The organism is Microvirga sp. BF8 (assembly GCF_059888585.1).
Genome location: NZ_CM187619.1, coordinates 2,123,090 through 2,143,604 on the forward strand (window position 1 = coordinate 2,123,090; position 20,515 = coordinate 2,143,604).

The window sequence follows — 20,515 nt, forward strand, 5'->3', positions numbered from 1 at the left end:
CGCCCCACGGCCATGTCTGTCGTCAAACCAGCCGGCTCTGTTCCACCGCTGCGTGGATGAAGCTCTTGAAGAGCGGATGGGGCTCGAACGGACGCGATTTCAGTTCCGGATGGTACTGGACGCCGATGAACCAGGGATGGTTCTCGTATTCGACGATCTCGGGCAGGATGCCGTCCGGGGAGACGCCGGAGAAACGAAGGCCCTTCGTTTCCAGGCGTTCGCGATAGCTCATATTGACTTCGTAGCGATGCCGGTGGCGCTCGGAAATCTCCGTGCCGCCATAGATTTCGGCCACCTTGCTGCCGGGCTTCAACGAAGCCTGGTAGGCGCCGAGCCGCATCGTACCGCCGAGATCGCCGCCCGCGGCGCGCTTCTCGAGTTCGTTGCCGCGCAGCCACTCGGTCAGCAGGCCGATCACGGGCTCCGGAGTCGGGCCGAACTCGGTGGAGCTGGCGCTCTCAATTCCGGCCAGCGAGCGGGCGGCCTCGATGACAGCCATCTGCATGCCGAAGCAGATGCCGAAATAGGGCACCCGACGCTCCCGGGCGAACCGGGCGGCACGAATCTTGCCCTCTGCCCCACGCTGACCGAAACCGCCCGGCACCATGATGCCGTGAATGCCTTCCAGGAACGGGGCCGGATCCTCGCGCTCGAACACTTCGCTTTCGATCCAGTTGAGGTTCACCTTCACCTGGTTGGCGATGCCGCCGTGATGGAGCGCCTCGATCAGCGACTTATACGCATCCTTGAGGCCCGTATACTTGCCCACGACGGCGATGTTGACCTCGCCTTCCGGGTTGTGAACCCGGTTCGAGATCCGGGTCCAGCGGCTCAGGTCCGGCGCAGGCGCGTTCTCGATTCCGAAGGCGGCCAGGATCTCGCTGTCGAGACCAGCCTCGTGATAGGCCAGCGGAACGTCGTAAATCGACGGCGCGTCCCGCGCCTCGATCACTGCCGTCTCGCGGACATTGCAAAACAGTGCCAGCTTGCGCCGCTCGTCGCGGGGTATTTCCCGATCGGTGCGGCAGAGCAGGATGTCCGGCTGGATTCCGATGGAGCGCAGCTCCGCGACGGAGTGCTGCGTCGGCTTGGTCTTGAGTTCACCCGCGGACGGAATGTACGGCAGGAGAGTCAGGTGGGTATAGATCGCCTGTCCGCGCTCCAGATCGTTGCCGAGCTGGCGGATGGCCTCGAAGAACGGAAGGCCCTCGATATCGCCCACGGTCCCGCCGATTTCCACAAGCACGAAGTCGAAGCCCTCGTTGCCCGTGAGAACAAAGTCCTTAATGGCGTTGGTGACGTGCGGAATGACCTGGATCGTGGCGCCAAGATAGTCGCCGCGGCGCTCCTTGGTGATGATATCGAGATAAATCCGGCCCGTTGTGATGTTGTCCGCCTTCGTGGCGGGAACACCGGTGAAGCGCTCGTAATGCCCGAGGTCGAGATCGGTCTCGGCACCGTCATCGGTCACGAAGACTTCGCCATGCTGATACGGGCTCATGGTGCCCGGATCGACGTTGAGATAAGGGTCGAGCTTGCGAAGCCGAACCTTGTAACCGCGTGCTTGGAGAAGCGCTCCGAGGGCTGCAGAAGCAAGGCCCTTGCCGAGCGAAGACACCACGCCGCCGGTGATGAATACGTACCGCGTCATGGACCCCTATCCATCAATAAAGAGCCCCGATTCGCAACGGCGAAATCAGGCGCCCGATTGCCATCCACAAAAAGAGAGGGCCGGAACTTCCGGCCCTGATCGTCAGCTTACTGCGACTGAGGCACCTGGGGCGCTGCCGGCGCGGGGGCCGGGGCCGTCGGTGCCGGATTGGCGGGCTGTTCGCCCTGCATTCGCTGGAGCTGTTCCAGGACGTTGCCGCCCTGCCCGCCCGCCGGGGCCTGCTGGCCGGCCGGGGCGACAGGTGTGGCGCCGTCGATGATCGAACGGGGCGCACCGCTATAGCCAGCCAGGACGGTCAGAGCCAGGCTGGTCAGAAAGAAGAGCCCGCCCAGGATCGCTGTCGTCCGGGTCAGAGCGTTGGCCTGACCGCGGCCGGTCATGAATCCGGAGACGCCTCCGCCGCCGCCGCCGCCCAATCCCATACCGCCGCCCTCGGAGCGCTGCAGGAGAACCACGCCGATCAGCGCCAGCACGAGGATCAGGTGGACAATAATGAGAACTGTTTGCATCGATCCAAAAACCTCAAGCGGCCGCGCCGAAAGGCGCCAGCCGCTCGCTATATCTCTTCGTTGGGGCGGGCTGTAGCATAGGTGTGCACGGGATCAAAGACCTGCAAGGAGCCCTTTTGCTGTTGCCGGCGCATTTTGATCCGACGCTTAGACCCTCCGGACGCGCCTGCGGCGCGAGGCGGAATGACAGCCCTGGCGTTACCTGCCTCGCCCTCAGCCGAGATAGGCCCCGGCAATGGCGAGAAAATCAGCGGCGACCAGGCTGGCCCCACCGACAAGGGCGCCGTCCACATTCTCCACCGCCATAAGCTCGGCCGCGTTGGAGGGCTTTACCGACCCGCCATAGAGAATCCGAACCTTGGCCTGCTCACCCTTGCCCACGAGCCGCCGCAATTCCTCGCGGATAAGGGCATGGACTTCGGCCACATCGCCGGTCGTGGGCGTGAGGCCCGTGCCGATCGCCCAGACGGGCTCGTAGGCGATGACGAGGTTGTGACTGTTCGAGTCTGCAGGGACGGAGTTGCGGATCTGCTTCTTGACCACGGAGAGCGTCCGTCCGGATTCGCGTTCCTCCCTCGTCTCGCCGATGCAAACGATTGCCGTGAGCCCGGCCCGGTGGGCCGCCAGAGCTTTGGCGCAGACATCCGCATCCTTCTCGCCGTGGTACTGGCGGCGCTCCGAGTGCCCGACGAGAACGAAGGTCGCACCGGAATCGGCTAGCATCTCGGCGGACAGGTCGCCCGTGAAAGCGCCCATTTCCTTGGCGTGGCAGTCCTGCCCACCGATCGCGACGCGCGACCCCACTGCCATCATGGCGAAGGCGCCGAGGAGCGTGGCAGGCGGGCAGACCGCCAGATCGACCTTGGCCCTCAGCCCTGGCGTATAGCCCGCCTGGACCTCGCTCATCACCTCGGCGGAGGATTTCAGTCCATTCATCTTCCAATTGCCCGCTACCAGCGGGCGCGGCCGATCGACGCTCATTCGGGCGCTCCTGTCACGCTTGATAAGATGGCACTATCAGAGACTTGAAGGCTCTTTCAACCATACTCGCCCTTTTCCCCGGGCCTCTGATCGGCTATCGCCGTCTCTAACGAGTTTTGAGAGAACGGGTTCGCTATGCTTCGAGGAATGCGCAATGCCGGACAGAGCCTTGTCGGCAAGACGATTCTGGCCGTCTTTTTCGGCCTCCTGATCGTCAGCTTCGCGATCTGGGGTATCGGCGACATCTTCCGCTCGACCCCGCCGAGCACGGTTGCCCGCATCGGCAAGACCGATATCACCGTCGAGGCCATGCGCACGGCGTACAACAACGAGTTGCAGCGCCTCGGCCGGCAATTCCGGACCGTCATCACGCCCGAGCAGGCCAAGCTCTTCGGCATTGACCAGCAGGTCCTGACAAACCTCGTGAACGAGGCGGTGATGTCGGAGCAGGCCCAGAAGCTCGGCCTGAGCGTGTCGGACCAGCTCGTGGCGCGCTCCATTGTGGAGGACCCGGCCTTCCGGGGCACTGACGGACAGTTCAACCGGGCGCTGTTCGAACAGGTGCTCCGCAATGCTTCGCTCACCGAGGCCGGATTTGTGCATGAGCAGCGCAGCGCCATGGCCCGCATCCACCTTGCTGAAGCCATTGCCGGCGACCTGACCGTGCCGATGGCGGCCCGGGAGGCCATGAACCGCTACGCCACCGAGCGGCGAGCCGCCTCCTATTTCGTTCTGACGCCCGCCATGGCCGGAGATGTTAAGGCCCCGACCCAGGAGCAGCTGCAAAGCTTCTTCAACGAGCGCAAGGCCTCCTTCCAGGCTCCGGAATACCGGGCTCTCGCCGTAATGGCCCTCGACGCGGCATCCGTGGCCAAGCCGGACGCTGTCAGCGACGCCGATGCGCGCCAGCGGTACGAGCAGGAGAAGGCCAAGTTTGGCACGCCGGAGAAGCGCACGATCCAGCAGATCACCTTCCCTTCCCAAGAGGAAGCAGAGGCTGCCTTCAACAGGATCAAGGAGGGCACGGCCTTCGAGGCGATCGCGGACGAGCGCAAGGTGTCCCCGCAGGATCTGGAGCTCGGCACATTCGCGAAGAGCGAGATGCTCGACCCAGCGGTGGCCGAAGCTGCGTTTGCACTCGAACAGGGCGCCAGCAGCGGCCCGGTCGCCGGCCGTTTCGGCCCGGTTCTCGTCCGTGTGACAAAGATCGAGCCAGAGGCCGTCCGCCCCTTCGAGGAGGTGGCGGGCGAGATTCGCAAGGAGATCGCCCAGGGTCGCGCTCGTGAGCAGATCGAGGACCTCCATGACGCCATCGAGGACCAGCGCGCCAGCGCGCGTCCCCTCGCGGACATCGCCAAGGAGAAGGGCCTGGCCCTCGTCCAGGTCCCGGCCATCGACACCAAGGGCCTCGACAAATCGGGCAACCCCGTCGCCGTGCCGGACCGGGATGCGGTCGTGAAGGCCGCCTTCGCTTCCGATATCGGCGTCGACAATGAGCCGCTGCGCACATCCGATGGCGGCTATGTCTGGTTCGACGTGACAGGAATCGAGCCGTCCCGCGAGAAGCCGCTCGACGAGGTCCGCGATCAGGTCGCCGCGCAATGGCGCGAAGACGAGATATCGCAGCGCCTTGCCGACAAGGCCCGCGAGCTGACGGAGCGCATTGAGAAGGGCGAAACCCTCGAGGCCGTGGCCCAGAGTGCCGGCGCACCTCTCAAGACGGCGACGGATCTCGCCCGAAACGCGGCGAAGGACGACCTGAGCGCCGACGCGGTGGCCCGCATCTTCTCGGTGCCGGTCGGCAAAGCTGGAAACACAGCCACGGGGGCCGATACACGGGCCGTCTTCAAGGTCACGTCCGCGACCGTGCCTCCGCTGGTCGCCGACAGCCCCGAGTCCCAGCGTATCGAAACCCAGCTTCGCAACGGCATGGGCGACGACCTCGTGAACCAGTACATCGCTCAGATCCGCAAGGATCTTGGCATCACCATCAACCAGCAGGCGCTGCGTCAGGCAACGGGCGGCGAACTCTAAACCGATGGTCATCACGCCAGATTACGAGACGTTCGCCAGAGCCTACGATGCCGGGCAGGCCGGCGTCCTGCGCACCACGCTCGTCGGTGACCTGCTGACCCCGGTCGCGGCCTTCATCAAGCTGCGGCACGGCAGGAAAGGGCCGGCCTTCCTGCTGGAATCCGTGGAGGGTGGCGCGGTTCGGGGACGTTTCTCCATGATCGGCCTCGACCCTGATCTCGTCTGGCGATGCCAGGACGGAGCCGCCTCCATCGACCGCAGGGCCGCGAGCCATGCCAAATCCTTCGAGGAGGACAGCCGTCCTCCGCTGGAGAGCCTGCGGGCTCTCATCGCGGAAAGCGCCCTGCCCCTCGGTGACGAGCTTCCGCCGATGGCGGCGGGGCTTTTCGGCTATCTCGGCTACGACATGGTCCGCCTCATGGAGCGGCTGTCGGAGCCGAATCCGGATGTGCTGCAGGTCCCGGATGCCGTGCTCGTCCGACCGACGGTCATGGTCGTCTTCGACGCTGTGAAGGACGAGATCTCCCTTATCACGCCCGTTCGCCCCCAGGCGAAAGTGCCGTCGAAGGCTGCCTACGAGGTAGCCCTGTCGCGCCTCGACGACGTGAGCCTTGCGCTCGAGAGCCCGCTTCCCCTCGAGGATCGGTCCGATCCCTCGAGCGTCCATTTCGATCCGCCGGTTTCGAACACCGCGCCCGATGAGTTCAAGGGCATGGTGGCCAGGGCGAAGGATTACATCCGCGCCGGCGACATCTTCCAGGTCGTGCTGTCCCAGCGCTTCGAGGCAGCCTTTCCCCTCCCCGCCTTCGCGCTCTATCGTTCCTTGCGGCGGGTCAACCCTGCGCCCTTCCTCTGCTACCTCGATTTCGAGGATTTCCAAATCGTCTGCTCCTCGCCGGAGATTCTGGTGCGGGTCAGGGACGGCAAGGTCACGATCCGCCCCATCGCAGGGACCCGCCCGCGCGGCGCGACCGCCGCGGAGGACCGCGCCCATGCGGAGAGCCTGCTCGCCGATCAGAAGGAACGGGCCGAGCACCTGATGCTCCTCGATCTCGGACGCAACGACGTGGGGCGCGTTTCCGAGATGGGCTCGGTCGAGGTGACGGATTCCTTCTTCCTGGAGTTCTACAGCCAGGTGATGCACATCGTCTCGAACGTGGAGGGCCGGCTGGACGAGGCATTCGATGCCCTCGACGCACTCGTGGCCGGCTTTCCGGCGGGCACGGTCTCCGGGGCGCCGAAGGTTCGGGCCATGGAGATCATCGACGAGCTCGAAAAGCACAAGCGCGGCCCCTATGGCGGCTGCATCGGGTATTTCGGCGCCAATGGCGAAATGGATACCTGTATCGTCCTGCGCACGGCACTTGTGAAGGACGGGCGCATGGCCGTGCAGGCGGGCGCCGGCATCGTCTACGATTCCGATCCTGATTCCGAACAGCAGGAATGCATCAACAAGGCCAAGGCCCTGTTTCGGGCGGCGGAGGACGCGGTGCGCTTCGCCAGCCGGGCGAGGATAGGCCAATGAGTGCGGCCGCAACGCTTCCCTTGACCGGGCTCGCCGGTCGGGCGCATAGGTCATGACACCATGTCCCGCGTCCTCGTCATCGACAATTACGACAGCTTCACCTGGAACCTCGTCCATCTCGTGGCGCCGCTGGCGTCGAAAGTGGACGTGGTGCGCAACGACGCCGTCACGACCGACGAGATCCTGACGTCTCCGCCCGACGCCATCGTGCTCTCCCCCGGCCCCTGCACGCCGAACGAGGCCGGCATCTGCCTCGACGTCGTCCGCCGGGCAGGGTCGCGGATCCCCACCTTCGGCGTCTGCCTCGGCCTGCAGACCATCGGCCAGGTCTATGGCGGCACGGTCAGCCGAGCGCCGCTGCCGATGCACGGCAAGGTCTCGGAAGTGGAGCATCGCGGCGAAACGATCTTCCGCGGCCTCAATGGGCCGTTCCGGGCAACGCGCTACCATTCCCTCATCGTCGACCGGGAGACCTGCCCTGACGACCTCGCGGTGACGGCGGAAACCGCGGACGGGCTCATCATGGGTCTCTCCCACCGTTCGCTCCCGGTCCATGGTGTGCAGTTCCATCCCGAGAGTATTCTCTCGGAGCATGGCGTCACCATCATGCGCAATTTCTTCGACCTCGCGGCATCGTGGAATGCCGCGCATCGCCAGGGACGCGAAGGCGCTCCCGCAGCCGAGCATTGAGAAAAGATGGAATCCTTCAAATCCTACCTCGCCAAGGTCGCCACCGGCGCGTCGCTGACGCGGGAGGAGGCTCGCTCGGCATTCGACGACATCCTCTCCGGAGAGGTCACGCCCGCCCAGAGCGGCGCATTCCTGATGGCGCTACGGGTGCGCGGCGAGGCATTGGACGAGATCGTCGGCGCAGTGTCCGCCATGCGCGGCCGCATGATCCGGGTCAAGGCGCCAGAAGGTGCGGTCGATATCGTCGGAACGGGCGGAGACCATTCCGGCAGCTACAACATCTCGACGCTTGCCGCCATCATTGTCGCGGGAGCGGGCGTTCCGGTCGCCAAGCACGGCAACCGCGCGGCGTCTTCGAAATCGGGCACGGCAGATGTGCTCGCTGCCCTGGGAGTCAAACTCGGGCTCGATCCGGAGGGCCTGGAGCGCTGCCTGAAGGATGCCGGCCTGTGCTTCATGTTCGCGCAGACCCACCATGCCGCGATGCGCCACGTGGCCCCGGTCCGCGTCGAGCTCGGCACGCGAACGATCTTCAACCTCCTCGGACCGCTCGCCAATCCCGCGTCCGTATCGCATCAGCTTCTCGGCGTGTTCTCGGAAGCGTGGCTCGAACCGCTCGCGCAGGTGATGAAGGAGCTCGGCGTCAGGAAACTCTGGGCCGTGAACGGCTCCGACGGCCTCGATGAGATGACCACCACCGGGCCGACCCATGTGGCGGCGCTCGAGAATGGAAAGATCCGTCGTTTCACGGTGACGCCGGAAGAGGTCGGCCTGCCGGTCGCAAGGCCCGAGGACCTGAAGGGCGGCGATCCGGAGCACAACGCGACACAGCTGCGCGCCGTGCTGGAAGGCGCGCGCATTCCCTATCGCGACATCGCCCTCCTGAACGCCGCGGCATCCCTCGTCATCGCCGAGGCCGCGACGGATCTGCGCGATGGCCTCGACCGCGCTACACGCGCCCTCGACAGCGGCGCGGCAAAGACGGCACTGAAGCGCCTGATCGAGGTCTCGAACGCCTGAGCGGAGATTAGCATGAGCGACGTTCTCGCCCGCATCGAAGCCTATAAGCGCGAGGAGATCGCCGCTGCCAAGGCCGCCGTTCCACAAGCGGAGATCGAGCGGCGGGCGCGGGCCGCTTCTCCTCCGCGCGGCTTCGCGGCAGCCATCGAGCGCCACCTTGCGGAGGGCCGTCCGGCCCTGATCGCGGAGGTGAAGAAGGCCAGCCCGTCCAAGGGCCTCATCCGGGCCGATTTCGATCCGCCGTCACTCGCGCAAGCCTATGCCGAAGGCGGAGCGACATGCCTCTCCGTTCTGACCGACGAGCCCTCCTTCCAGGGCAGGCCGGAATTCCTCATGCAGGCGCGGGAGGCATCGGGACTCCCGGCCCTGCGCAAGGATTTTCTGTTCGATCCCTATCAGGTCTACGAGGCTCGCGCCTGGGGGGCGGATTGCATTCTCGTGATCATGGCGAGCGTCACCGACGCACAGGCCCGCACCCTCGTCGACACGGCCCACGCTCTCGGGATGGATGTCCTCGTCGAGGTGCATGACCGCGCCGAACTCGACCGCGCGCTGCCGCTGGGGACGAAGCTTCTCGGGATCAACAACCGCAACCTCCGCACGTTCGAGGTTTCGCTGACCGTGTGCGAGGCGCTGGCTCCCGCGATCCCGCCCGACCGCATCATCGTCGGCGAGAGCGGCATCTTCACCATTCGCGACGTCGAGCGGCTGGAGAAGGTCGGGATCCGCACCTTCCTGGTCGGGGAAAGCCTGATGCGTCAGGCCGATGTCGCGGCGGCCACGCGACGCCTGCTGTTCGGCGAGGCCGCATGACGAAACTCACCCACCTCGATGCGTCCGGCAGGGCCAACATGGTGGACGTCTCCGAGAAGGAGGTGACTGATCGCACCGCCATCGCCGAAGGCAGCGTAGTGATGCGGCCGGAAACCGTGGCGCTCATCCGCCAGGGCGATGCGAAGAAGGGCGACGTGCTCGGCACCGCGCGGCTGGCCGGCATCATGGCCTCGAAGCGCACCCACGAGCTGATCCCGCTCTGCCATCCCCTGTTGATCTCGAAGGTCAAGGTCGAGTGTGTCCTCGACGAGGGTCTTCCGGGCGTGCGGGTGACGGCCGAGGTGAAGGTCTCAGGCCAGACCGGTGTGGAAATGGAGGCCCTGACCGCCGTTTCCATCGCCTGCCTGACCGTGTACGACATGGTGAAGGCCGCCGACCGCACCATGCGGATCGACGACATCCGCCTGCGCATGAAGAGCGGCGGCCAGTCCGGCCTGTTCGAAGCGCCGTGAGAAAATCGCCATGGGCCTGATCTCCGTCGACGAGGCTCTTTCCAGGATCCTGGCCAGTGTGCCTGGACCGGTCGATAGCGAGCGCGCGCCGTTGATCGCCTGCGCGGGACGCACTCTGGCCGAGGACGTCGCTGCCAAGCGCGACCAGCCGCCCTTCCCGGCATCCGCCATGGACGGCTACGCCGTGCGCAGCGCCGATTCTCCCGTCACGCCGTCCACCTTGCGGGTCATCGGCACCAGCGCCGCCGGTCACCGTTTTTCCGGAACCCTCGGAGCAGGCGAGGCCGTGCGGATCTTCACCGGCGCCCCCCTGCCCGATGGCGCCGACGCCGTGGTCCTTCAGGAGGACACGGAGGCGCAAGGCGACATTGTCGTGCTCAAGGAGGCGCCGCGCCCGCAGCGCCACATCCGCGCCGCCGGTCTCGATTTCAGGGCCGGCGACGCTCTTCTTACCGCTGGTCGGCGCCTCGATTCGCGTCACATTGCTCTCGCAGCGGCGATGGGCCATGGCGACCTGCCGGTCCGGCGCCGGCCGAGAATCGCCATCCTCGCGACCGGGGACGAACTCGTCCGCGCGGGCGAAGCGGCCGGGCCGGACCAGATCGTCGCGTCGAGCCTTCCCTCCACCGCCCTGATTGCCGAGAAGGCCGGCGGCGAGGCGATCGATCTCGGGATCGCCCGCGATACGCTGGAATCCCTGGACGAGCGCATCGAACGCGCCCGGGCGGCAAAGGCCGACATTCTCGTGACCTTGGGCGGTGCCTCGGTCGGTGACCACGATCTGGTGCAAAAGGGCCTGATCCGCCAGGGAATGGACCTGGGCTTCTGGCGGGTCGCGCTGAAACCTGGCAAGCCCTTGATGCATGGGCGTCTCGGGTCGATGCTGTTCCTGGGCCTTCCCGGAAACCCCGTCTCAACCCTCGTCTGCAGCCTGCTCTTCCTGGTCCCGGCGATCCGGGCCCTGTGCGGCGATCCCGCTGCGGGATCGGACCAGACCGAGAGTGCGCTCATCGGCGCCGACCTTCCCGCCAACGGCGACCGCCAGGATTACATGCGTGCGACGCTGTCCTATCGCGACATCGACACGGGTGCAGGTCGCGTCACCGTCCCGGCGGCAATGCCGCACGACCGGCAGGATTCATCCATGCTCGGGATTCTCGGGCGCTCCGATGCGCTGCTCGTCAGGCCGCCTCAGGCTCCGGCCGCCGCCGCCGGAGAGCCCTGCCGCATTCTGCGCCTGGCGCGATTCTGCTGAATCTATTCGTCACAGCGTAGCCATAGGCTTGCGGAACACAGCAAGAACGGCTAACCTGTTCTCGCTTTGTTTTCAGAATCGCTCCCTCAGGGGCAGTAAGGGCCAGCCATGCTGACGCGCAAACAGCACGAATTGCTCCGCTTCATTCATGAGCGGCTGCGGGAATCCGGCGTTCCGCCGTCCTTCGACGAGATGAAGGATGCTCTCGACCTCAAGTCGAAATCCGGCATTCACCGTCTCATCACCGCCTTGGAGGAACGCGGCTTCATCCGGCGCCTGCCCAATCGGGCCCGCGCCCTTGAAGTCATTCGCCTGCCCGAGACCGTCGGTGGGGCCGGACAGAAGCGCTTCACCCCGAGCGTGGTGGAGGGTGGCCTGGCCGGAAAGGCCAAATCGGCTCCGGCGCCGGTGGTCGACGAGAAAACCCGCGACATGTCGATCCCCGTCATGGGCCGGATCGCGGCCGGTACACCGATTTCCGCGATTCAGAATCGCAGCCATTCGATCAGCCTGTCGAACGACTTCCTCAGCCAGGGCGAGCACTATGCCCTTGAGGTTCGAGGCGACTCGATGGTCGAGGCCGGCATTCTCGACGGCGATCTGGTGGTGATCCGCAAGCAGGACACGGCCAATACGGGCGACATCATCGTGGCTCTGATCGACGACGAGGAGGCGACGCTGAAACGCTTCCGCCGTCGCGGTTCCTCGATCGCGCTCGAAGCCGCCAACCAGGCCTACGAGACCCGCGTTCTCGGCCCGGACCGGGTCAAGATCCAGGGCAAGCTCGTCAGTCTCGTTCGCCGCTACTGATCTCCTCCTCCGGGAGATCCTGCTCGGGAACCGGTCGGACCGCTTGCGGCCGGTTTTCGGCGGGCTGTGATACCGCGCGGTTCGCCGCCGCCATGGCGACCGCTTCAACGCCCCTTCGTACCGATCGGATCTCGACGCCGCCTTGGGTCTGGAATCGAAGGGTCGTTGCGCCTCGAAGCGCGAGCGCCTCCCGGTCGAGCACGAGTCCGGCATCGCATTGCGGTGGCGCCTTGAGCCGGGTCAGGACGATGGCAGCGCGGCGGCAATCCTCCTCGAAGGCGGATATCTCCTGAACGAAGGCGATCACTCGCGAACCTGCACCCTCGACGATGCAGCCGGTCCGGTCGCATCGGGCGTCCTGCCTCAGGCTCGGATCGCCGGCATGGCGCCCGTCCCCGTCGGCGCGCAGCCATTGCTCGGTCACAAAGGACGATGGGCGTCCGACGACCGTCAGCGCGCCGCTCCTGCCGCGGATCGCGGCGCCGGCTCCGTCCCGGTCGATGAAAACGTCGTACCGGGTCGGCGCCGCGGCGGCGAGGCCTGCTCCCAGGGGAAGGACAGCGAACCAGCGCAGGGACGAGGCGGGAAGCGTCAGGATCAGCAGCCCGACACTCAGCAAGGCAAAGGCCGTGACACCCAGGGCCGGCACCACCATGGTCGCGCCGCCGATGCCGCCGACGACGGCCGACACCTCGAGCACATGGTTCACCGCATATCCCATGATCTGCCAGACCGGGCGGTCGAGACCAAAGGGATAGGCCAGGACGCCGAGTACCGCCGAGGGCATGACCACGACGGAGACGAGCGGCAGCGCGAGCGCATTGCCGATCAGGCCATACGGATTGACGGTCTGGAAATGGTAGGCGGCGAAGGGCGCGGTGGCGAGGCTCGCCACGAGCGTCGTCCCGAGAAGGCCCAGGACATGGCGCGCGAGCCACCGGAAGACTCTGTCGAGAGGCGTCGGCACCCCTCCCTCGACATGTCCCCATGACAGCAACGGTGCTGCCGCCGTGAGCGCAGCAACGGCGCCGAAGGACATCTGGAAACTCGGGCCGAGCAGCGCCTCCGGCTCCCGCGCCAGAACCAGGAGGGCCGCGACGGACAAGTTGCGGATGCTCAGCGCCGGCCGGTCGGCAAGGATGGCGCCGAACATGACGAGCGTCATGACCAGCGAACGCTCGGTGGCAACGTCCGAGCCAGAGAACACGCAATAGCCCGTCGCGCCGGTCATGGCGGCGACGGCCGACAGCTTCTTCACAGGCCAGAGCAATGCCCATGCCGGCACAACCGCGAGCAGAGCACGGGTGAGCCAAAAGAAGGTGCCCGCCGCCAGAACCATGTGAAGGCCGGAGATGGAGACGATGTGATAGATCCCGGCGGCGCGCAGCACGTCGTTGGTCGGTTCGCCGATGAGGCCACGCTTGCCGGTCACCAAGGCGGCGCCCACGCCCCCGGCGGGCCCGCCAATGGCCAGAGCGATGCGCTGGGTCAAGGCATTGCGCGCGCCATCGATCCGGGCCGCCAGCGTCAGTGGCCAGGGCGTCCCGCCCGGCGGTTCCGCGACCTTCACTGGTCCGAGGAGCGAACCGACGGCACCTATTTCCTTGAAGCGGGCATCGCGGCCGAAATCATAGCCGCCCGGCCAGGCGGGCTGGGGTGGCGGCAGCAGACGCGCCTTGGCCTCGATGAACTGTCCCGGCTCCGGGCTCTGACCCTTGCGGGCGCTCACCCGCGCGAAGCGGGGTGTGTCGGCCGGCGCCAAACCCTGCACCGCAGTCAGGCGCAAAAGCACCCGCCGTCCCTCGATCCGCTCCTCGACGGCCTCGACGAAGCCTGACACGGACGCAATGGTCACACGGGTCAGCACGGGTGCGGCAACCAGCCGACTTCGATGGACACCGGCGGCGAAACCGGCAGACAAGGCGCCCAGGCCGATGAAGACCGCGAGAGCGGGCAGGCTCCTCCGCGAGAACCACGCTGCCGCGAGGCAGGTCGCCAGGCCAATCACCGGAGCCCAGGGGGATGGCTCGTCGGCCTGGAAGAAGAGAATGATCCCCAGGCCGAAGAACACGGCGATCCAGGGAAACAACCGGCGCTGGGCCACCTCGGCCGACAGTTCCCGCCTCACCCATCCCTGCCAGTCGGGGAGCGCTGTCGGATACGCGAGACTTCCTCCCCGTGGCAAGGTCAGCGTCCGCACAGCAGGGCGTGGCAGGCGGTCGTGGTCTCTTTGCTCTGTCTCGGCCATTGCTGCGGCTTAACGTCGGGGTGGTTTACATGGTAGACGACGCCACGTTTCGGCCAAGTCCACCCTGTGGATTCGAGTCGAAAACCCCGCTGGCCCGTTGCGTGGCCCGCTTTGATTCTTGCCAAGGTTTCTAACGCCGATGACCGTCGTCACCCGCTTTGCCCCGTCTCCCACCGGCTTCCTGCATATCGGAGGCGCGCGCACGGCCCTGTTCAACTGGCTCTACGCCAAGCGGCACGGGGGCAAAATGCTCCTGCGCATCGAGGACACGGATCGGGAACGCTCGACCGAGGCGGCCATTCAGGCCATTCTCGACGGCCTTACATGGCTCGGCCTCGACTGGGATGGCGACGTGGTCTACCAGTTCTCCCGCGCCGCCCGTCACAGGGAGGTCGCCGAGTCCCTCCTGGCCCAGGGGCGCGCCTATTACTGCTATGCGACGCCTCAGGAACTCGAGGAGATGCGCGAGACGGCCCGGCGCGAGGGCCGCCCCATGCGCTATGACGGCCGTTGGCGTGACCGGGCCCCGTCCGAGGCACCGGCTGGCGTCAAACCCGTCATCCGCCTGAAGGCGCCCCAGGAGGGAGAGACGGTCGTCGAGGACGAGGTCCAGGGCCGCGTGGTCTGGCAGAACAAGGACCTCGACGACCTGGTCCTGCTGCGCTCCGACGGGACGCCGACCTATATGCTCGCGGTGGTGGTGGACGACCATGACATGGGCGTGACCCACGTGATCCGCGGCGACGACCACCTGACCAACGGCGCCCGGCAGACGCAGATCTATCAGGCCCTGGGCTGGAACGTGCCGAAGATGGCGCATGTGCCGCTCATCCACGGCCCGGACGGCGCGAAGCTCTCCAAGCGTCATGGGGCTCTCGGGGTCGAGGCCTATCGCAGCATGGGCTACCTGCCGGCGGCCCTGCGCAATTATCTCGTCCGGCTCGGCTGGAGCCATGGCGACCAGGAGATCTTCACCGAGCAGGAGATGATTGACGCCTTCGATCTCAAGAGTATCGGTCGCTCCCCGGCGCGGTTCGATTTCGCCAAGCTCGAGAACCTCAATGGCCACTACATGCGCCAGACCAGCGACGAGGAACTGGTCGATGCCATGGAGCAGCTTCTTCCCGAGCTGGAGGGTGACGATCACCATCTCGGACGGACCTTCACGCCCGCTCTGCGCGCGAAGCTCATCGCGGCCATGCCAGGCCTGAAGGAGCGCGCGAAGACGCTCGTGGAACTGCTCGACAGCGCCTACTACCTCTATGCCCAGCGTCCGCTGCATGTGGACGAGAAGGCTAAGAGCCTTCTCGCCGATGGCGTGTCCCGGCTCGTCGGCATCGATGCCAAGCTCGGGGCGGTCCAGGAATGGACGGCGGCCGGCGTCGAGGCGGTCGTCCGCGAGCATGCCGAGTCCATCGGGGCGAAACTCGGACAGGTGGCACAACCCCTGCGGGCGGCCCTGACGGGCCGTGCGACCTCGCCCGGATTGTTCGACGTGATGGCGGTCCTCGGAAAGGACGAAACCTTGTCGCGCCTTCACGACCAGCTTAGCGCTGCGCCTGCTGCATAGCAGGCGCACTCGCCTTTAGACGTGCTTGCCCCCTCCGAACGGATAAGCTACCCAACCCACCATCCTCCACCGACCGGCACCTCGGTTCGGCAGCCCATAGCGAGAGACCTTCTCCCCAACCAAGGCTGCCCTAGGTTAAGCCCGGCCTCTTGTTGAAAGGGCGAAGACGCATGAGCTCCAATTCCTGCACGCTCACTATGGACGATAAGTCGGTCGAACTGCCTGTGAAGCACGGCGTCATCGGCCCGAGCGTCATCGACATTTCCAAGCTCTACGGCCAAACGGGGTCGTTCACCTACGACCCGGGTTTCACCTCGACGGCGAGCTGTGAATCGAAGATCACCTATATCGATGGCGATGCTGGTGTCCTGCTCTATCGCGGCTACCCGATCGAGCAGCTTGCCGAGCACGGCGACTTCCTCGAGACCTGCTATCTGCTGCTCTACGGCGAGTTGCCGACGGCCGCGCAGAAGGCGGATTTCGACTATCGCGTCACCCGCCACACGATGGTTCACGACCAGATGAACCGGTTCTTCCAGGGCTTCCGCCGCGATGCTCATCCGATGGCGATCATGGTGGCCTGTGTCGGTGCCCTCTCGGCCTTCTATCACGACTCGACGGACATCGCCGATCCGCACCAGCGCATGGTCGCGTCCATGCGCATGATCGCGAAAATGCCGACCCTCGCCGCCATGGCCTACAAGTACCATGTCGGCCAGCCTTTCGTGTACCCGCAGAACGACCTGGACTACACCTCCAACTTCCTGCGCATGTGCTTTGCGGTGCCGGCCGAGGAATACAAGGTGAACCCGGTGCTCTCGCGGGCGCTCGACCGCATCTTCATCCTTCACGCAGACCACGAGCAGAACGCCTCGACCTCAACCGTGCGTCTCGCCGGATCCTCCGGCGCCAACCCCTTCGCCTGCATCGCCGCCGGCATCGCCTGCCTGTGGGGACCCGCCCATGGCGGCGCCAACGAAGCGGCATTGAAGATGCTGGAAGAGATCGGCACGCCCGACCGCATTCCGCACTACATCGCCAAGGCGAAGGACAAGAACGATCCCTTCCGCCTCATGGGCTTCGGCCACCGGGTCTACAAGAACTACGACCCGCGCGCCCGGATCATGCAGAAGACCACCCACGAGGTCCTCAACGAGCTCGGCATCAAGGACGATCCGCTGCTCGACGTGGCAGTGGAGCTCGAGCAGATCGCCCTCAAGGACGAATACTTCCTTGAGAAGAAGCTCTATCCGAACATCGACTTCTATTCGGGCATCACCCTCAAGGCGATGGGCTTCCCGACCTCCATGTTCACCGTGCTGTTCGCGCTGGCCCGCACGGTCGGCTGGATTGCCCAGTGGAGCGAGATGATCGAGGATCCGTCCCAGCGCATCGGCCGCCCGCGCCAGCTCTATACCGGCGCCCCCAAGCGCGACTACGTCACGGTTGCCCAACGCGGGTAACGGTGCCTGACAACCGAAACGATGAAGGGGCCGCATGGCCCCTTTTTCATATGCGCCGGCATCGCGGGCTCGGCCTGCAGACCGTCCAGGAACGACGATGGCAACACTCGAACAGGCTATATCCGTCGCTTGGCTTCCAGCACTTCAGCGACGATCCGCGCCGCCCGCTCGCTCGGCACCTCGTCGCCGATGCGCATGAGATCGTCGAGGCGACGGAAGGCCGCCTCCTGCCGCCGCCGTTCCGGACTATCGGAGAGAAGGGGAAGCACGGCTTCGGCGAGCTTCTCCGGTGTGCAATCCCACTGGATCAGCTCAGGGATCACGTTCTCGCCGAGGACCAGGTTGGTGAGGACGATGGAAGGGGCTTTGATGAGATATTTCAGCACCTCCTCGATCTTGGAGACGCGGTAGGCCACGACCATCGGGACGCCGGACAACCCGAGTTCCAGGGTCACGGTGCCGGACGCGGCGAGCGCGGCATCGGCCTGGCGGAAGGCCGCCCATTTCGCGCTCTCCCCCTCGACGATTTTCGGCTGCACGCTCCAACCGGCAACGCGCCGCCTGATTTCATCGGCCAGATGGGGAACGGCCGGGATCGTGACCTCGAAGGGGCGCGGCGAGCGCTCCTGCAGCAGGGCGAGCGCCTGACCGAAAGGCTCCATTAGCCTGCCGACTTCCGACCTGCGGCTGCCGGGAAGGACCAGAAGCTTCAGCGGATCGGCAGCGGACACGCCCCGCTCGCCCTCGCGAGGGCGGATCTCGCCGAGGCGTTCGATCAGCGGATGCCCGACATAGGATGTCGGTGGCCCGCCGAGCCGGCGATGGGCCTCCGGTTCGAAAGGAAGCAGCGCGAGCAGGTGGTCGATGTAGGCGCGCATTTTCGGCGCGCGCCCAGGACGCCAGGCCCAGACCGAGGGGCTCACATAGTCGACGATGGGAATGCCGGGCGCCCGCGCCCTCACCGTCTTCGCGACACGGTGGGTGAAATCCGGACTGTCGACGATCACCAGAAGATCCGGCTTGGCCGCTACGACGGCATCCGCAGTCAGACGGATCCGCCTCAGGATCGCCGGCAGGCGCGCAATGACGGCCGAGAATCCCATGACCGCGATGTCCGTGAGCGGAAACAGGCTCTTCAGTCCCTCCCGCTCCATGGCATGTCCGCCGACGCCTTGGAACTGAAGACGGTCCGCCCCAAGGCGCGTCTTCAGGGACCTCATCAGCTTGGCTCCGAGCTGGTCGCCGGACTCCTCGCCCGAAACGATCCAGATCCGGAGCGGTGCGGTGTCACTGACCATGGGGCATCATCCAGGGAAGGTCGACGGCGATCAGGAACAGCCCCAGATCATCGGCGAGCTGCAGGGTCCTGTCCTGATCAAGGACCAGGGTCGAGCCCGCCCCGACCGCGATGCCGCCGAGTCCCGCTCGGGCCGCCTCGGTGACGGTTCTGGGTCCAATGGCGGGCATATCGACTCGCAGGTCCTGCCCCCGCTTGGCCGCCTTGATGAGCACCCCACCGTCGCGGCGCCGCCGCAGGCCAAGCCAGGACTGGCGGAATCCCGCCACGCGACGCAGCATCCGGTCGGTCCCTTCCGGCCCCTCGACGGCGAGGACATGCCGGCGCGCCACCACGGCGGCCTGACCGATATCGAAGGCGGACAGGGATGAGAGAAGCTCGATGCCGAGGGATACCGCCTCGCGATCGTCCGCGTCCGGCCGGAGACGACCACCGAGCGAGAGAGGCGCGACAAGGTCTGGAGCCAGCTCATGGGCACCGACGACGCTGAACCCCCGCTCCTCGAGCAGCATGACCGCACCGCGCAGGACCTGATCGTCGCCGCGCGCGATGACCTCCTTCACCTCCTGCCGGTTGCGCAGGAGCGAATAGGCTCCGAGGAGAGCGGAGAATCCGGGCCGCCGCACGGCCCCGACCAGGGCAACAGCCCTGGGCTGCCATTGCTCCAGGGTCGCCATGATCGACTTGAGGTCAAGGAGGTCGACGCTGGCCTGCGCGCGCCGCCGCAATTCGGGAGCGGCAAAGCCCCTGAAGGCCAGCACCCGGCAATCCTGCCCCGTCCGTTCGAGATGCTCGACCAGTTGGATGGGAAGCTGGCCTGACCCGGCGAGGATCGCTATCGGGCCAGGGGAGGTCATCCAGCCGTACCGACAGGTTCCTTGGGCGTGCAGATCGCCCGGTCCTTGCCTTCGCGGATGAAGTCGAGGATCTCGTGGACGAAGGGATGCGTGGCGAATTCCGCAGCCACGTCCTCGACCCGCTCCGACAAGGTGCCCTCGTCCGCGAAGAGGAGCCGATAGGCGCGCCGGATATCGTGGATCTGCTCGCGCGTGAAGCCGCGGCGGCGCAGGCCAATGATGTTGAGCCCAGCGAGGTGCGCCCGGTTGCCCATGGCCATGCCATAGGGAATGAGATCGTTTTCGAGCCCGGACATGCCGCCCACGAAGGCGTGGGAGCCGACGCGCGCGAACTGAATGACCGCGGAGCCGCCGCCGAAGATCACGTAGTCCCCTACCGTCACGTGGCCCGCCAGCATGACGTTGTTCGACAGGATCACGTCATTGCCGACGCGGGTGTCGTGGCCGACATGGGAATTGGCCAGGAAGGCACAGCGGTCGCCGATGACGGTCTCCAGACCGCCGCCTTCGGTGCCGGGGTTCATGGTCACGCCTTCGCGGATCATGCAATCGGAGCCAATGGTCAGCGACGAGGCTTCGCCGCGATACTTCAGATCCTGGGGAATGTGGCCGATGGAGGCGAAGGGAAAGATGCGCGTGCGCGGGCCGACGGTGGTCCGCCCGGCAACCGCCACATGGCTGAGAAGTTGGCAGCCCTCGCCCAGGACGACCTCTGATCCGACCATGCAGAAGGGGCCGATCCTGGTCCCGGCGCCGATTACGGCACCGTCCTCGATCACGGCGGTGGGATGAACGAGCGGCTCCATCAGTCCATCACCAGCATGGCGCTCACTTCCGCCTCGCAGACGATCGCCCCATCGACCTTGGCCTCGCCCCGGTACCACCACATGTTGCGGCGATTGTTGAGCTTCTTCATATGGAATTCGACCCGGTCCCCCGGCTCGACCGGCTTGCGGAACTTGACCTTGTCGATCGTCATGAAAAAGACCTGCTTCGGCTTGGCCTGCTGGGAAATCTTGGAGGCGACGCAGATCGCCCCCGCGGTCTGGGCCATGCCTTCGATGAGATAGACGCCCGGAAAAATCGGTCGTGACGGGAAATGACCCGTGAATTGCGGCTCATTGAAGGTGACGTTCTTGATCCCGATGCAGGAATTGTCGCCGTCGATATCGACGATCCTGTCGACCAGAAGAAACGGATAGCGATGCGGCAGCAGATCGAGAATCCGCATGATATCCGCTGTCTGAAGCGTGGTTGGCGCTTCGCTCATGTGCTTCACTCCGGAGGCTTCAAGACGT

Annotated in this window: 18 protein-coding genes; 10 read left to right on the forward strand and 8 right to left on the reverse strand. The window is 65.8% G+C overall.

What is annotated here, in order from left to right; genetic code table 11:
- Positions 1–22 precede the first annotated feature (22 nt).
- The 3 genes from pyrG to tpiA form a co-directional block, all read right to left on the reverse strand.
- Positions 23–1,651, reverse strand: coding sequence for a CTP synthase (gene pyrG, locus AC522E_RS10195; RefSeq protein WP_500750323.1), 1,629 nt, complete (start codon positions 1,649–1,651; stop codon positions 23–25).
- A gap of 107 nt (positions 1,652–1,758) precedes the next feature.
- The gene (gene secG / locus AC522E_RS10200) at positions 1,759–2,181 is read right to left on the reverse strand and encodes a preprotein translocase subunit SecG (RefSeq protein ID WP_500750324.1); all 423 of its coding nucleotides are present in this window, start codon (positions 2,179–2,181) and stop codon (positions 1,759–1,761) included.
- A gap of 213 nt (positions 2,182–2,394) precedes the next feature.
- Positions 2,395–3,162, reverse strand: coding sequence for a triose-phosphate isomerase (gene tpiA, locus AC522E_RS10205; RefSeq protein WP_500750325.1), 768 nt, complete (start codon positions 3,160–3,162; stop codon positions 2,395–2,397).
- A gap of 135 nt (positions 3,163–3,297) precedes the next feature.
- Here tpiA and AC522E_RS10210 point away from each other — a divergent pair, with 135 nt between their 5' ends.
- From AC522E_RS10210 to lexA, 8 genes are all read left to right on the forward strand, one after another.
- Positions 3,298–5,196, forward strand: a complete 1,899-nt coding sequence (locus AC522E_RS10210) for a SurA N-terminal domain-containing protein (RefSeq protein WP_500750326.1) — start codon at positions 3,298–3,300, stop codon at positions 5,194–5,196.
- Between the two features lie 4 nt (positions 5,197–5,200).
- Positions 5,201–6,721: an anthranilate synthase component I gene (gene trpE, locus AC522E_RS10215; protein WP_500750327.1), complete on the forward strand. Its 1,521-nt coding sequence runs from the start codon at positions 5,201–5,203 to the stop codon at positions 6,719–6,721.
- 60 nt (positions 6,722–6,781) lie between these two features.
- Entirely contained in the window at positions 6,782–7,411 is a 630-nt protein-coding gene (locus tag AC522E_RS10220; protein ID WP_500750328.1) for an anthranilate synthase component II, read from the forward strand.
- Positions 7,412–7,417: 6 nt separating this feature from the next.
- Entirely contained in the window at positions 7,418–8,431 is a 1,014-nt protein-coding gene (trpD, locus tag AC522E_RS10225; protein WP_500750329.1) for an anthranilate phosphoribosyltransferase, read from the forward strand.
- 12 nt (positions 8,432–8,443) lie between these two features.
- Complete coding sequence (trpC, locus tag AC522E_RS10230) at positions 8,444–9,244, forward strand: indole-3-glycerol phosphate synthase TrpC (RefSeq protein WP_500750330.1); 801 nt, start codon at positions 8,444–8,446, stop codon at positions 9,242–9,244.
- Positions 9,241–9,717, forward strand: a complete 477-nt coding sequence (gene moaC, locus AC522E_RS10235) for a cyclic pyranopterin monophosphate synthase MoaC (RefSeq protein WP_500750331.1) — start codon at positions 9,241–9,243, stop codon at positions 9,715–9,717. The genes trpC and moaC overlap by 4 nt, the downstream gene beginning before the upstream one ends.
- A gap of 10 nt (positions 9,718–9,727) precedes the next feature.
- Positions 9,728–10,972, forward strand: coding sequence for a molybdopterin molybdotransferase MoeA (locus tag AC522E_RS10240; RefSeq protein ID WP_500750332.1), 1,245 nt, complete (start codon positions 9,728–9,730; stop codon positions 10,970–10,972).
- 108 nt (positions 10,973–11,080) lie between these two features.
- Positions 11,081–11,782, forward strand: coding sequence for a transcriptional repressor LexA (lexA, locus tag AC522E_RS10245; RefSeq protein WP_500750333.1), 702 nt, complete (start codon positions 11,081–11,083; stop codon positions 11,780–11,782).
- On the opposite strand, the gene AC522E_RS10250 is transcribed toward lexA, so the two are convergent.
- Complete coding sequence (locus tag AC522E_RS10250) at positions 11,760–14,030, reverse strand: ComEC/Rec2 family competence protein (protein ID WP_500750334.1); 2,271 nt, start codon at positions 14,028–14,030, stop codon at positions 11,760–11,762. The genes lexA and AC522E_RS10250 overlap by 23 nt on opposite strands.
- Before the next feature lie 139 nt (positions 14,031–14,169).
- Here AC522E_RS10250 and gltX point away from each other — a divergent pair, with 139 nt between their 5' ends.
- Positions 14,170–15,600: a glutamate--tRNA ligase gene (gene gltX / locus AC522E_RS10255; protein ID WP_500750335.1), complete on the forward strand. Its 1,431-nt coding sequence runs from the start codon at positions 14,170–14,172 to the stop codon at positions 15,598–15,600.
- 170 nt (positions 15,601–15,770) lie between these two features.
- Positions 15,771–17,063: a citrate synthase gene (gene gltA / locus AC522E_RS10260; RefSeq protein ID WP_500750336.1), complete on the forward strand. Its 1,293-nt coding sequence runs from the start codon at positions 15,771–15,773 to the stop codon at positions 17,061–17,063.
- 116 nt (positions 17,064–17,179) lie between these two features.
- Here the strand turns inward: gltA and lpxB are convergent, their stop codons facing one another.
- Genes lpxB through fabZ form a run of 4 tightly spaced genes read right to left on the reverse strand, consistent with a single transcriptional unit; the run spans position 17,180 to position 20,487 of the window.
- A complete protein-coding gene (lpxB, locus tag AC522E_RS10265; RefSeq protein ID WP_500750337.1) occupies positions 17,180–18,361 on the reverse strand; it encodes a lipid-A-disaccharide synthase in 1,182 nt (393 codons plus the stop codon).
- Positions 18,351–19,217 (reverse strand): LpxI family protein, encoded by an 867-nt coding sequence (locus tag AC522E_RS10270; protein ID WP_500750338.1) that lies wholly within the window; start codon positions 19,215–19,217, stop codon positions 18,351–18,353. Before AC522E_RS10270 ends, lpxB begins: the two co-directional genes overlap by 11 nt.
- Positions 19,214–20,023, reverse strand: coding sequence for an acyl-ACP--UDP-N-acetylglucosamine O-acyltransferase (lpxA, locus tag AC522E_RS10275; protein ID WP_500750339.1), 810 nt, complete (start codon positions 20,021–20,023; stop codon positions 19,214–19,216). The genes AC522E_RS10270 and lpxA overlap by 4 nt, the downstream gene beginning before the upstream one ends.
- Positions 20,023–20,487 carry a 3-hydroxyacyl-ACP dehydratase FabZ gene (fabZ, locus tag AC522E_RS10280; RefSeq protein WP_500750340.1) on the reverse strand — a complete coding sequence of 155 codons (465 nt, stop codon included), beginning with the start codon at positions 20,485–20,487 and terminating at the stop codon, positions 20,023–20,025. Before fabZ ends, lpxA begins: the two co-directional genes overlap by 1 nt.
- Between the last annotated feature and the right edge of the window lie 28 nt (positions 20,488–20,515).